The following is a 13613-nucleotide window of genomic DNA, read 5'->3' as shown; positions in this document are numbered from 1 at the left end:
CCGGTTCCGGTTCCGATGCGGACGGGAGATCCCGAACCTTCGGGAGGCGAGCGGAGGGGCGGATGCCCTACGCTGCGGACGGTACTCCTCGTCGTCCCATGCGTGCTCTCCCGCTCCTCGTCCTGCTGGCCGTTCTCGTCGCCGGGTGCGACCTCGTGGGAGGCGGCGAGCCCGAGGAGGAACCGGTGGAGGGCTCGTTCATGGGCCTCGCCGCCGCGCCCACGGACGACCCCGACCGGCCCTACGTGTTCACCCATCAGTCCGGCGAGACAATGGCGGTGGAACTGGACGCCGCCGACCGCCTCCACCGGGTCGCCCTGCGCGACCGCGCGGGCCTGGAACTGGTCGTCACCCTCGGCGCCGACGGGATGCCCACGACGGCGACGGTCGGCGAGGTGGTGCTCGTGTACGCCAACGTCCGGTCCGACCTCGCCGACGTGGTCGTGATCATGCCGTCCGGCGAAAGCACGGTCGTCCGGGACGTGACCGTCGATGCGGACGCTGCGCGGCGGGTCCGCGCCTTCGCCGAGGCGCGCCGGGCTGGGCAGGCCCCGCCGTCGGTGGGGGAGGTGGCCAACGCGGCGGGGCTGGGCGTCGGGATCGTCGGGTGCACGATCACGGTCGTCGTCGGGCTCGGGTCGATCCCGGTGACGGGGCCCATTGGAGCCACCGTCGCGGGGGGCGGGGCGCTGGGGTGCGCGGGCGCCGTCGTCGGCGTGCTCACCGAGTACCGCAACCGTCACGGGACGGCCAGTGCCGAACTGGAGGGCACGAACGCGTTCTTCAACGCAGTCGGCGCGGCGGGCGCCATCGGCGAGTGCGCGGGCGCCAACCCGGTCGCGTGCGTCGAGGCCGCGCTCGGGCTCGCCAGCGGCGCCCTCTCCCGCAACGCGCTCACCGAGGCGCAGGTGCAGCAGCTCATCGACGACGCCCGCGCCCTCCTCGCAGGGGGCGGCGGCGACGTGCAGGTCTCGCTCACCTGGAACACGACCGCCGACCTCGACCTCTGGGTCACCGACCCGGCAGGCGAGCGCATCTACTACGGCAACCGCACCTCGGCGTCCGGCGGCCAGCTCGACGTGGACGACACGAGCGGGTTCGGGCCGGAGAACATCTTCTGGCCGACCAACGGGGCGCCCGCAGGCACCTACACCGTCCAGGTCGATCACTACGCCGGTGCCAGCCCTTCGGCGTGGCGCGTCACGACCGTCGTCGCGGGGCGGACGCAGACGTTCACGGGCAGCGTCTCGACCGGCCAGACCGACGCCGTGACCACGTTCACCGTCGGCAGCGCCCGGACGGCGAGGCGGCTTCCACCCCGGTTCGCCCCGCCTCGGGAGGATGCCGCGAAGTGAGCCGGGCGCGCTACGGCGTGACGGGCGCCTTCCGGCGTTCGACCGCCCCGAGCGCCGGGAACGCCACCACCGCGACCAGCGCGGGCACGTAGAACATGAGCAGTCGCCATGCCGCAGTCGCCACCACCAGCCGCTGGGCGTCCACGAACGGGGCGTGGAGCACGTAGAACGTGGCCTCGGCAGCGCCCGCCGCGCCCGGCGTCGGCACGGCCGACGAAACGGCGTAGGTGGCCCACGACAGCACCCAGAACAGGTACGGCCGAAGCGGGCCGCCCAGCAGCGCGATCACGAGCGTGGCCAGCGAGTAGCGTGCGATCCACTGGACGGCCGTCAGCGAGAGGGAGAGCGCGAACCGGCGCTTGCCGTGTCGGGCGACGAGGCCGAGCACGTAGCGGATGTCCGTCGTCACGGAGCGGAGCGAGGCCCGGAGCCGCGCGGCTCCGCGGACGGTCCGCCGCCGCCAGGTCGCGCCGAACTGGCCGCGCACCGCCAGCCGTGCGGCCGTGCCGACGAGCAGGAGCCCGGCGGCGGTGACGCCGAGGCCGACCCACACGGGGTCGTCGAGCGCCTGGGCGGGCGAGGTCGCGAGCCGCCGGATGGCCGACGCCTCGTCCGCCTGGGAAAGCAGGAGGGCCGCCGGGAGCGCGACGGCGAAGAACAGGAGGTCCTCGACCGCTTCGACGGCCAGCAGGGAGGCCGCCTTGCCTGGAGGCAGCCCGTAGCGTGTCGCGAGCGCCCAGCGGATGGTTCCCCCGCCGACGGCCGTCGGCGTGACCGCCGAGCCCAGCACCCCGCCCGCTGCCACCCGCAGTCCGGACCGAAAGCCGACCGGGTGGCCCACGAAGTGCGTCCAGATGCCGATCCGGAGGCTCTGGGTCGCCCACGGCAGGAGCGCCAGCGCCACGGTGGCGCCCACCGCCAGCGGCGAGACGCTCCCGACCTCCCGGAGGTAGCGGAAGTCCGTCGTGAGCAGCGTCACGCCCACGTTCAGCAGCACGCCCAGCGGGATCAGCCAGGCTGCGGCCCAGAGGAGCCGGCGGGTGGACGGGAGCGTGACGGTCACGAGGAACGGCGGAAGCAGCGGAAGGCGGTCAACTCGGCGGGGTCCGGTGTGGTCCCTCGTCACGTCTTCCACATCCGTCTCGGGCCGCCGCCTCGCAGGTCGCGGGCGGGGTAGCTTCCGGCCATCCCGAGCCCGACCGCCCCCATGGAGACCCCCACCATCGACACGTCCGCCCGCCTCGCAGGCCGTCTTTCCGAGCGCATCCGCAGCGTTCCGCCGTCCGGCATCCGGCGCTTCTTCGAGATCGCCGCCACCATGGACGACGTGATCTCGCTCGGCATCGGCGAGCCCGACTTCGTCTCGCCGCAGCCCATCATCGACGCGGCCAAGGCGTCGCTCGACGCGGGCATGACCGGCTACACCGCCAACCTCGGCCTGGCCGACCTCCGGGTCGCCATCGCGGGCGAGATGGACCGCCTCTACGGGCTGAGCTACGAGCCCAAGAACGAGATCATCGCCACCATCGGCGCCTCCGAGGCCATGATGATCGCGATGCTGGCCGTGGTCGACCCCGGCGACGAGATCCTGATCCCGGAGCCCTGCTTCGTGAGCTACGGCCCGACGGCCGAGTTCTGCGGCGGCAAGGTGGTGTGGGTGCCGACGCGCGCCGAGAACGACTTCCAGGTCACCGCCGAGGACATCCGCTCCCGGATCACGGACAAGACGAAGATGCTCTTCCTCGGGTACCCCAACAACCCGACGGGCGCCGTCCTCCGCCGCGACACCCTCGAGGCGATCGCCGAGGTGGTGGTGGAGCACGACCTGTTCGTGCTGTCGGACGAGATCTACGACCGCCTGGTCTACGGCGAGGCCCACGACCGCGGCCACGTCTCGGTGCCCACGCTGCCGGGCCTTTACGAGCGGACGATCCTGCTCGGCGGGTTCTCGAAGGGCTACGCTATGACGGGCTGGCGCATCGGCTACGCGTGCGCCCCAAAGCCGATCATGGACCAGATGTACAAGGCCCACCAGTACGTCGTGATGTCGGCCCCGACGATGTCGCAGGTGGGCGCGCTGGCGGGCATCCGCGAGGCGCAGGACGACGTCGAGACCATGCGGCAGGCCTACGACGCGCGCCGCCGCGTCATCGTGGACGGTCTGAACGCGGCCGGACTGCCGACCTTCGAGCCGGAGGGCGCCTTCTACGCGTTCCCCGACATCACGTCGACGGGCCTGTCGTCGGAGGACTTCGCACAGCGGCTGCTCCAGGAGGAGCACGTCGCCTGCGTGCCGGGCTCGGCGTTCGGGCCCAGCGGCGAGGGCTACCTCCGGTGCTCGTACGCAACGTCGCTCGACAAGGTGAAGGAGGCCGTCCGCCGGATCACGCGATTCGCGGACCGGGTGCGGGCGGAGGGGTAGCCCGCCCGGGAGGGCCCGCCTCGTGGACGCGCCGGGCCGTCTCGCCGTGTGGCGCGTCGCGTAGGTTGTGCGGCCGATCTCTCGTGTGCCCGTGATTCGCCTGCTCGCTCTTCTGCTCCTGCTCGGATCCTCCGTGCCTGTCCTCGCCCAGGCTCCGTACCACGGGTCCGGCCAGACGGGCGCGACTGTCGGGGCCTCGGGGCTCCACACCACCAAGGTGGACGTCACCTCTCTCGGCGTCGATGTGGTCGGGACCGTGGCGCCCCGGGTGGATCTGGCGGCGACGGTGGCCTACGTCCGGCCGAGCGCCAGCTACCTCGACGGGTGGAGCGCGACGGGCACGGGCACCGTCTACCCGCTCGCTGGCCCGGCCGCCTGGCTGGGGCTGACGGCCGGGCTCAGTCACGTCCGCGCGGCCTACGCCGATGGCACGAGCGTGGTGCTCGGCGCGAGTGTGGCGGGCCGCGTCGAGGCCGGGGGCGTGACACTCGTACCCCAGGCGTCGGTCGCCATGCTCTCCGAACTGGACGGGCGGACGGACGCGGACGGAACCGTCGGCCTCGGCCTCGCGCTGGGCATCGTGGTGCCCACGCGGGCCGCGCCGCTCATCATCGAGCCGACCGTCTCGGTGGCCGACGACTCCGGCTTCCGGACCAGTCAGGGCACGCTGCGCTACGACCTCTCGTACGGGGCGAGCCTCCGGCTGCTGTTCTCGCGCGGCGGCTGAGCGGAGGCCGCCCGGCGCACCGGCGCGTCGGGTGTCACCGGGCCCGCAGCGTGACCGAGGCGGGCGGGATCTCGGCCCAGCGCGACGTGTAGCGCGGGGAGAGGTGCTCGCGCTTCATGCCCCACGCGGCGCCCGGCACGCCTGCGAGCACGGCCCGCAACTCGTCGGGCGTCCCCTGCGCGGCGATGGCCACCGCGCCCGCCCCGAACCGGTGTGTGATGCCGTCGATGGCCTCCATCAGCGCGGGCCGCTCGCGAACGGGCGTGCGGAACAGGTCAGCCTGGGCCTGCCCGGCGGGGCTCAGCGCGGACAGCATCACGCCCGCTTTCTTGTAACGGTACGGGTCGCCATTCGGGGCCGTGCGGACGCACGACGCCACCAGGGACCGTGCCGCGCCGACGAGCGCGAACGTGTCGTTGGTCGGCGTCGCCAGTTCGATCATCGCCCGGCCGTGGTGGACCGGCGCCCCGTAGCGGCCCGTCGTCACGAACACCTCGACCACCTGCGCGGCCAGCGACTGGGCGCGAAGCTGGGCTGCGGCCGTGGAGGCGTGGAGCCCGACCGCGCGGCCGATCAGGGCGGGGTCGGTGAGCGCGGTCCCGAACATCCGGCTGCGGATCAGCGTCCGCCGGGGCGGGGGGCAGCGGTCGAGCGGGATGCACGAGACGCCGCGCAACTCCATCGCCGTCCGCAGGAGGACCACGTTGTAGTGACGGCGGAGGTGGTCGTCGGGCAGGGCCGCCAGCCCGGCCGCGGTCACCGCGCCGTCGCCGACGAGCCGCTTCGCCCACCGCGGCCCGACGCCCCACACCTCGCCGACCGGCAGCCGGGCCAGGATGCCGTGGCGGTCCGGGTGGCCCCAGAGGCAGACGGTCGGGTGGGCGAGGGTGCGCGCGTGCTCGGCGCCGACCTTGGCGAGCGTTTTCGTCTCGGCGATGGACACGCGAACCGGGATGCGGGTCGCCGCCCAGACCGCGGCGCGGATGTCGCGGGCGAGACCCTCCAGACGCTCCCGTTCCGCCTCGGGGCGGCCGGGGTCGGCGTTGAGGCCGAGGAAGGCCTCGTCGATGGAGTACTTCTCGACATCCGGCGAGAACCGGCCGAGCACCTGCTCTACGCGCGACGAGAGGTCGTGGTAGAGCGCATAGTTGGAGCTGAAGACCGCCACGCCGTCGCGTCGGAGCTGCCCGCGGATCTTGTAGAACGGCGCGCCCATCGGGACGCCCAGTGCCTTGGCCTCCTCCGTCCGAGCGATCACGCAGCCGTCGTTGTTGGACAGCACCACGACCGGCCTCCCCCGGAGGTCCGGGCGGAAGAGCTGCTCGCAGGAGCAGTAGAACGCCGAGCAGTCGACGAACGCGATCAGGCGGCGGCGCTCGGTCATGGCTGGCGCCGGAGGGTACGGATGACGTGCGTCACGACGCCGGTGATGAGCAACTCCTGGCCGTCCGAAAAGCGGATCTCGGCGTAGCGGTGCGCCTCCTCGGGGAGTGGGTCCGGGGCGAGGTAGACGCCCGTCCGGTCGCGGCAGAAGCGCTTCACGGTGTGCTCGCCGTCGACGAACGCCACCACGAGGTCGCCGTGGGCAGGTATCAGCGCGGCGTTGATGACGAGCAGGTCGCCCGACCAGACGCCCGCTCGCATCTCGCTCCGGCCCTCGGCGCGGACGTAGTAGGTCGCCGCAGGGTCGGAGATGACCAGCTCGTTGAGGTCGAGCGCGCGCTCGACGTAGTCCGAGGCGGGCGAAGGGAAACCCGCCGGGCACGGGTCTTGGAAGAGGGGACGGGGGACGGCGGTCCGGCCGACGAGGGGCGCCGGCGGGGTGGTCGTCATGGAGCGCGGGGGAGAGGGGAGGTCGAAGGTGGCGCCTCCAGGCTGTCATCTCCGCTGTCAGGGTGTGTGAAGGATGTGTCTGACGTTCCTGAACGACCTCGGACCGCTGCGGACGGCGATCCCGCCGTCGGCAGTGGGGGCACTCGCCCAGGTCTCGACGGTCTCCTTCTGCATCGCAGTGGACCTTTCGCTCGGCCGCGCGGGCCACCTCCGGGGATATATGCTGAACATCGAGCGCATTATGCTCTATACTTTGGACGGCCTTCTCCTCCGACCATGGCTTCGACACTTCGCCTCTGTCTCCTTGCTCTCCTCGTCGCGGGGGGCGTCGACGCGCAGACGCCCGATGCTCCGCCGTCCAGTCCGTACGACACGGTTACCGGCGATGTCGCGCTCGCGCTGAGTGGGGGCCTCCTCGACTTCAGCGCCGAGGCGCGCTACTGGGTCTCCGACGGGCTCTCCGTCGGGGTCGCGTTGGACCGCCAGCCGTTCACATCCGACGCCCCGATCGGGTTGTACGGCGAGACGATCGACGGCGGGCGGGACGCCCGGACGGTCTCGCTCAGCGTCGAGACCGGCGGGATGATCGCGCCGGAGCGGGTGTTCTACGCGACGGGCCTCCAGGCCTTCGCCCGGCGGCAGACCGACGACCTCCTCGTCGGGCACGCGGACCCCGAGTTCTCGACCCCTGTCGTGGACGAGGACGGGCGCCAGATCGACGCGCTCGGGCTGGGAGTCCTGACGCGTGTCGAACTGCGGACGGTCGGTCCGCTCTACCTGGGCTCAGTGACGTCGTTGGGGCTCAACGTGGAGCGGACGCGCGGTGCGGACGTAAACGGGAACGTCATCGTCGACCTTCCCGAAGGCGAGCAGCGCACGAGGTTGCGGTTCGGCGGACCGATCCGCGTCTACCTCGGGGTCCGCCTGTAGCGCGCGGCCCTCGGGCGAGGCGGTACTTTCCGGACCCCCCGATCCCGCCATGGCAGACCTCTCCGACCGCGTCGACACCCTCGGCCGCTACCTCGACATCGACGGCCGCCGCCAGCAGCTGGCGGGCCTCCAGGCCAAGCGCCTGGAGCCCGGCTACTGGGACGACCCCGAGGCCGCCGCCGCCACCGAGCAGGAGATCTCCGCCGAAACCGACTGGGTCGAGGCGTTCGACCGCGTGCTGGCCCTCCGCGACGACCTGGAGGTCTACCGCGAGATCGGCGACGAGGATGGCGAGGACACCGCCGAGATGGTCGCCGAGGCGGAGCGGGCGCTCACCAAGGCCCTCGACGCGCTCGAACTGCGCGGCATGCTCGCCGGGCCCGACGACCACCGCACGGCCATCCTGACCATCAACTCGGGCGCGGGTGGCACCGACGCGCAGGACTGGGCCGACATGCTCCTGCGCATGTACACCCGCTACGCCGAGCGCCACGGCTACAGCCCGACGCTGCTGGAGTACCAGGAGGGCGAGGAGGCGGGCATCAAGAGCGCCTCGCTCCGCGTGGACGGCCGCTGGGCGTACGGCTACCTCCGCGCCGAGAGCGGCGTCCACCGCCTCGTCCGCATCAGCCCGTTCGGGTCGGCGGACAAGCGACAGACCTCGTTCGCGTCGGTGTTCGTCTACCCGGAGATCGACGACGCCATCGAGATCGACCTCAACCCGGCCGACCTGGAACTGCAGACGTTCCGCTCGGGCGGCAAGGGCGGGCAGAACGTCAACAAGGTCGAGACGGGCGCGCGCTACATCTGGACGGGCACGCTTTCGAACGGGCAGGAGGAACGGGTGACGGCGGAATCGACGGAGCAGCGCTCGCAGCTCCAGAACCGCGACCGGGCCATGCAGATGCTCAAGTCGCGCATCTACGCGCTGGAGCAGGCCATCCGGGAGGCGGCCAAGGACGCCGAGGAGGCGGGCAAGAAAAAGATCGAGTGGGGCTCGCAGATCCGCTCGTACGTCTTCCAGCCGTACACGCTCGTCAACGACCACCGCACCGAGGTCAAGGTGGGCGACGTGCAGGCCGTCATGGACGGCGACATCGACACGTTCATCACGGCGTACCTGCTGCAGGAAACGGGCCGGGAGGTGGGAGAGTAGACGGGGTCCGACTCCACCTCCCCGATGCGCCACTCCGCCTCCGCTTTCGTCCTGCTGACGGTGTTCCTGCTGGCCGCGTGCAGCCCCATCGCCGATCCGCTGCCGGGGCAGGCGGGGCCGGACCCGGCCGCGATCGAGTTCGAGGACGAGGCCGACTACCGCGCTCAGCGCGAGGCCACGGCCGCGGACCTGGACGCGGCGGTGGGGACCGCGTCGGCGGCTGCGGTGGCATCGTGCCGCGTCGCGCCGACGAGCGAGCAGGCGTGCGGCGGCCCCACCAGCTTCGTCGTCTACTCCGAGGACGAGAACGCGCGCGAGGTCGAGCGGCTGGCGGCCCGCCTCGTGGCGCTCGACCGCGCCGCGAACGCCCAGTTCGAGTGGGCCTCGACGTGCATGGCCTACACGCCCCCGCCGGTCGCGCTCCGTGAGGGCCGGTGCGTCGCCGACGAGTAGGAGGGCGCGCGGTCTGGACTTGCCCCACCTCGGACTCCGGCTGAACCTTGCCGTCGGTTCCTTTCACGCCACCCATGCGCTGCCTCCCAGCCCTCCTCGTCCTCTCGGCCGCACTCGCGGGGGCCGGATGCAATGCCTTCGTCGACGACGACCGCGACCTCGGGACGTTCGGCTCTTTCGAGGTCTACCAGCAGGCCCGCCAGGCCGCCGAGGCGGACCTCGACCGGCTCATCGGCGACGCCGAGGCGAGCGGCCTCTCGGCCTGCCGCACGGTGCCCGTCGGCGCCAAGGCGTGCGGCGGCCCGACCGACTTCGCCGTCTACTCGGCCGAGGCGAGCGAGGCCGCGGCCATCGTGCAGACCGCCGAGGAGATCACCCGGATGGACGAGCAGGCCAACCGCGAGTTCGGCCTCGGGTCAGACTGCGCGGTGACGCCCGAGCCCACAGTGGTGTGGGTGGGCGGCCAGTGCCGGGCACAGTAAGGCCGCGCGTCAGACCCGCTCGAATGAGGCCGTGTCGCCGCACGTCTTCGTGGACGAGCCCTGGAGGCGCCCCGTGTCGAACGAGCGGAGGTCGTAGGTCGTCACTGCGAAGCCGTCGTTCCACGAGATGGTGAGCGTCGTTCCCTCGACGGACCACGTATCGCCGGAGTCGGTCTCGACCGCATTGGGATCCGAATAGCTCCACGCGAAGGAGCCGTCAGGGTCCAGGCGGAGGTAGGCGAGGTCAGGCGTACTGCCCGGACAGCGCTCGGCCCAGGTAGAGCGTGCGAGGTCGGTGGCGACCAGCGGTGAGGAGCCGGCGCATCCGGCGACGACGAGGGGGAGAACGAGGAGGGCGAGACGCGACATGAGGAGGAGGGTGGGGACCCAAACGTAGGCATCAGTGGCCGAACGTGGCTCTGAGCGGCCGACCTCGGGTGGAGCCTGGGCTGACTCGGCGAGCGCCCGTACGGGTCGGGACGGCGTTAACCTCCCGGAAACACCCCGGCCGCATGCGCACCCGCTACGATTTTCTGGTCATCGGCTCCGGCGTCGCCGGGCTCTCGTTCGCCCTCCGCGCTGCCGAGCACGGGACCGTTTGCGTCGTCACCAAGAAGGAGTCGGCGGAGAGCAACACGAACTACGCCCAGGGCGGCATCGCGGCCGTGATGGACCCCGAGGACGGCATCGAGGCGCACGTCGAGGACACCCTCGTCGCGGGCGCGGGGTTGTGCCACGAGGACGTGGTGCGGATGGTGGTCTCCGAAGGCCCCGAGCGGATCCGCGACCTGATCGACCTCGGCGCCCAGTTCGACCGGGACCCGGACGGCGACCTCCATCTGGGACGCGAGGGCGGCCACTCGGCCGACCGCATCGTCCACGCCGAGGACATGACGGGCCGTGAGGTCGAGCGCGCGCTGCTGACGGCGGTCCGCCGGAGCGCCAACATCACCGTCCTCGAATACCACTACGCGGTCAACCTGCTCACCGAGCACCAGTTGGGCGAGGAGCCCGTCGCGGGCGACCCGATCCACTGCTACGGCGCCTACGTGCTGGACAGCACGACCGGCGTCGTCCACACCGTCCTGGCGCGGGTGACGCTGCTCGCGGCGGGCGGCGCGGGCCAGGTCTACCAGCACACCACCAACCCGACCGTCGCCACCGGCGACGGCATCGCGATGGCCTACCGCGCCCGTGCGGTCGTCGCCAACATGGAGTTCATCCAGTTCCACCCGACGAGCCTCTACCTGCCCGGGGCAGACTTCGACGGGCGGAGCTTCCTGATCACCGAGGCCGTTCGCGGCGACGGCGGCCTGCTGACCAACCTGGCCGGCGAGCGCTTCATGCCCGCCTACGACGACCGCGAGGAGCTGGCCCCGCGCGACATCGTGGCCCGCGCCATCGACGACCAGATGAAGAAGCGGGGCGACGAGCACGTCTGGCTGGACATCTCCCACAAGCCATCCGAGGCGGTCATCCGCCACTTCCCGAACATCCAGGAGACGCTGCTCCAGCACGGCCTCGACATGACGACGGGCCCGATCCCGGTCGTCCCGGCGGCTCACTACACGTGCGGCGGCGTCGTGGTCGACACAGTCGGCCAGACGTCCATCGCGGGGCTGTTCGCTTGCGGCGAGGTGACGTGCTCGGGCCTCCACGGGGCCAACCGGCTGGCGTCCAACTCGATCCTGGAGGCGCTCGTCTATGCCCACAACGCGGTCGGACCGGCGACGGCCTACGCCGCCGAGCACGGCCACGAGGACCGCATCCCGGACTGGGACGAGTCGAACGCGGAGAACCCGAGCGAGTGGATCCTGGTGTCGCACAACCGCGAGGAGCTGCGACGGGTGATGCAGGGCTACGTCGGCATCGTGCGGAGCCAGCACCGGCTGGCGCGGGCGGCGCGGCGCATCGACCTGATCCACCAGGAGACGGAGGAGTTCTACCAGCGGACGCGCATCTCGGCCGAGCTGTGCGAACTGCGCAACCTGTCGGCAATCGCCCACCTCGTCGTGTCGTGCGCCCAGCGCCGCCACGAGAGCCGCGGCCTCCACTTCATGGCCGACTTCCCGGAGACGGACCCGGCCCAGCGGCACGACACGCTCGTCAACGCCGGGGGCGGGGAGTGAGAGGCGGGCGCGCTCGGACTCGGCGAGAGCGTGCACGCGGGGGCGTCCGCACGTCGTCCGCGGTCGTGCTTCTCCTGCTGGCCGGGTGCGCGAGCGGCCCCGAGGCGCCTGCCTTTTCCAACCTCGGCGCCGACGCGAGCTACGTCGGCGCGGCGACCTGCGCGACGTGCCACGGGGAGATCGCCGAGGCGTACGCGACGCACGGGATGGCGAACGCGTCGTACCCACTGACCCCCGAGACGCGCATCGAGCCGGTGCTGGACGAGCCGCTGGTGGACCCGCACACCGGCTTCGCGTACCGCGTCATCGAGACGCCCGACGGCCTCGCCCAGGAGGAGCGCCAGTTCGCCCCCGACGGCGCCGAGGTGGCCCGCCTCGTACGCCCGATGGAGATCGTCGTCGGCTCGGGCGACGCCGCGCGGACCTACTTCGCCCGCCGCGGCGACCGCCTCGTCGAACTCCCGCTGACGTGGTACACGCAGGACGGCGGCCGGTGGGACTTTTCGCCCGGCTACCGCGAGAGCAACCCGCGCTTCGGGCGGACGATGCCGGACGGCTGCATGTCGTGTCACAATGCGGTCCCGGAGCCGGTCGTGGGCGTCGAGGACGCGTTCGCGTCGATCCCCGAGGGCATCGGCTGCGAGCGGTGCCACGGGCCGGGCTCGGTCCACGTCGAGGCGCGGCTCGCGTCTGACGGTCCGGCGGAGGGGCCCGATCCGACCATCGTGAACCCGGTCTGGCTGCCGCTGGACCTCCGGCTGGACGTGTGCAGCCAGTGCCATCTCCACGCCACCCTCGACGTGTACCGGCAGGGCGAGACGGCGTACTCGTTCCGCCCTGGGCGCCCGCTCTCGGCCCACGAGGCGCTGTTCGCCGTGCCGGGTGTCGCGGAGGGCGGCGACGGCGTCGCCGTCGTGTCGCACGCCGCCCGGATGCAGGCGAGCGCGTGCTTCGAGGCGACCGTCCGCACGGAGGCGCCGCTGGAGTGCGTGACGTGCCACGACCCGCACCGGGGATTCGAGGCGCGTCCGCCGGGCGCGCAGAGCGCCGCCTGCGTGACGTGCCACGCGTCGGTGGCCGATGCCGTCCCGGCCGCGCTCCGGGCCGAGCACACCGCCCCGACGGGCTGCGTGTCCTGCCACATGCCCCGTGTCGAGGCCGATGACGCGCCGCACTCGTCGTTCACCGACCACTGGATCCGGGTCGTGGACGGTCCGGCGCCGAGCCCGCGTCCCGAGGTCGGGCGCTCCGGCCTCGTCGCCCCGCTCATCGAGGCGGACCGGGAGGGCGATCTCGGCGGGCTCTACGAAGGCATGGCGGCGGTATCGTACGGCGTCCAGTCGAACCGGCCCGACGCCCTCGCGCGGGGCGCCGAGTTCATCCGCATCGCGCTGGACCGCCTCGACGCACCCGCCGACTGGGGGGACGCGCGCTTCCTGCTGGGCGTCGCGCTCCTCCAGGCCGGCCGCGCGCCAGACGCCGTCGGGCCGCTGGAGCAGGCCGTCGCCCTGGCGGACGCCCGCACGCGCCCTCAGCGCCTCGAAACCCTCGCCCGCGCCCTCGCCGACGCCGGATCGGACCTCGGGGCGAAGAGTCGTTTCATCGAGGCCGTGTCGGCCCAGCCGCGTCGGCCCGAGACCCGGCGCGAGCACGGACGCTTTCTCCTGGGCCAGGGACGGCTCGACCGGGCGGAGCCAGAACTGGGGGAGGCCGCCAGACTCGACCCGTGGGACGCCGAGACCAGGCTGCTGCTGGGCATCGTGCAGACGATGAACGGCCTCGACCCCGCCGACGACTGGCGCGAAGCAGTCCGCCTCGATCCCGATCTGGTGGGGCCGCTGTCGGCGGGCGTCCGGGTGGGGGAGACCGTCGTCCCGCTCTGGACCGCGCCGACGGTGTTCGGGTGGCCGCGCGCCGACGCGGTGCCCCTAGGGTCCGATGCCGGGGTCTACTCCTCGTCCGGAACCCCCCTGGCCCGGGGTCGCTGGCCGGGCGTCGCTCGCGATCTGGGAGCTGGGCTCTACGTGGTCCAGGCGGGCGGGGCGGTCCGGCGCGTCGCGGTCGTCCGGGACGGGACATAACGCATTATGCACACGAAAGCGCGGATCTGGGGAGGTCTCGGGGTG

The 13613-nt window shown here is 72.4% G+C and carries 13 protein-coding genes; 9 read left to right on the top strand and 4 right to left on the bottom strand.

Annotated elements, in window-relative coordinates:
• Positions 1-98: 98 nt before the first annotated feature.
• Positions 99-1355 carry a YfaP family protein gene (locus B1759_RS01530; protein ID WP_095513268.1) on the top strand — a complete coding sequence of 419 codons (1257 nt, stop codon included), beginning with the start codon at positions 99-101 and terminating at the stop codon, positions 1353-1355.
• 10 nt (positions 1356-1365) lie between these two features.
• Here the strand turns inward: B1759_RS01530 and B1759_RS01525 are convergent, their stop codons facing one another.
• Entirely contained in the window at positions 1366-2418 is a 1053-nt protein-coding gene (locus B1759_RS01525) for a lysylphosphatidylglycerol synthase transmembrane domain-containing protein (protein WP_158225060.1), read from the bottom strand.
• 144 nt (positions 2419-2562) lie between these two features.
• On the opposite strand from B1759_RS01525, the gene B1759_RS01520 reads away from it, so the two are divergent.
• Together B1759_RS01520 and B1759_RS01515 are read left to right on the top strand one after the other, a co-directional pair.
• The gene (locus tag B1759_RS01520; RefSeq protein ID WP_095513266.1) at positions 2563-3777 is read left to right on the top strand and encodes a pyridoxal phosphate-dependent aminotransferase; all 1215 of its coding nucleotides are present in this window, start codon (positions 2563-2565) and stop codon (positions 3775-3777) included.
• Between the two features lie 91 nt (positions 3778-3868).
• On the top strand, positions 3869-4504 hold the full coding sequence (locus tag B1759_RS01515) for a hypothetical protein (RefSeq protein WP_095513265.1): 636 nt from the start codon (positions 3869-3871) through the stop codon (positions 4502-4504).
• A gap of 34 nt (positions 4505-4538) precedes the next feature.
• Here B1759_RS01515 and B1759_RS01510 read toward each other — a convergent pair whose 3' ends face one another.
• On the bottom strand, positions 4539-5888 hold the full coding sequence (locus B1759_RS01510) for a Y-family DNA polymerase (protein WP_095513264.1): 1350 nt from the start codon (positions 5886-5888) through the stop codon (positions 4539-4541).
• The gene (umuD, locus tag B1759_RS01505; protein ID WP_095513263.1) at positions 5885-6337 is read right to left on the bottom strand and encodes a translesion error-prone DNA polymerase V autoproteolytic subunit; all 453 of its coding nucleotides are present in this window, start codon (positions 6335-6337) and stop codon (positions 5885-5887) included. Before umuD ends, B1759_RS01510 begins: the two co-directional genes overlap by 4 nt.
• Positions 6338-6613: 276 nt before the next feature.
• Here umuD and B1759_RS01500 point away from each other — a divergent pair, with 276 nt between their 5' ends.
• From B1759_RS01500 to B1759_RS01485, 4 genes are all read left to right on the top strand, one after another.
• Entirely contained in the window at positions 6614-7267 is a 654-nt protein-coding gene (locus tag B1759_RS01500) for a hypothetical protein (protein WP_095513262.1), read from the top strand.
• Positions 7268-7316: 49 nt separating this feature from the next.
• Entirely contained in the window at positions 7317-8423 is a 1107-nt protein-coding gene (gene prfB / locus B1759_RS01495; RefSeq protein ID WP_095513261.1) for a peptide chain release factor 2, read from the top strand.
• A gap of 24 nt (positions 8424-8447) precedes the next feature.
• Complete coding sequence (locus B1759_RS01490; protein ID WP_095513260.1) at positions 8448-8876, top strand: hypothetical protein; 429 nt, start codon at positions 8448-8450, stop codon at positions 8874-8876.
• A gap of 74 nt (positions 8877-8950) precedes the next feature.
• Complete coding sequence (locus B1759_RS01485) at positions 8951-9358, top strand: hypothetical protein (RefSeq protein WP_095513259.1); 408 nt, start codon at positions 8951-8953, stop codon at positions 9356-9358.
• Positions 9359-9367: 9 nt separating this feature from the next.
• Here B1759_RS01485 and B1759_RS01480 read toward each other — a convergent pair whose 3' ends face one another.
• Positions 9368-9727 carry a hypothetical protein gene (locus tag B1759_RS01480; protein WP_095513258.1) on the bottom strand — a complete coding sequence of 120 codons (360 nt, stop codon included), beginning with the start codon at positions 9725-9727 and terminating at the stop codon, positions 9368-9370.
• Positions 9728-9870: 143 nt separating this feature from the next.
• Between B1759_RS01480 and nadB the strand changes: the two genes are divergently transcribed.
• Positions 9871-11487, top strand: coding sequence for an L-aspartate oxidase (gene nadB, locus B1759_RS01475; RefSeq protein ID WP_095513257.1), 1617 nt, complete (start codon positions 9871-9873; stop codon positions 11485-11487).
• Positions 11488-11552: 65 nt separating this feature from the next.
• Complete coding sequence (locus B1759_RS19165; RefSeq protein WP_143537226.1) at positions 11553-13568, top strand: cytochrome c3 family protein; 2016 nt, start codon at positions 11553-11555, stop codon at positions 13566-13568.
• The last annotated feature ends 45 nt before the right edge of the window (positions 13569-13613 follow it).

This window comes from Rubrivirga sp. SAORIC476 (genome assembly GCF_002283555.1).
Taxonomy (GTDB): domain Bacteria; phylum Bacteroidota; class Rhodothermia; order Rhodothermales; family Rubricoccaceae; genus Rubrivirga.
Note: the sequence above shows the minus strand (reverse complement) of the source record. Positions and strands in the feature narration are given on the sequence as shown.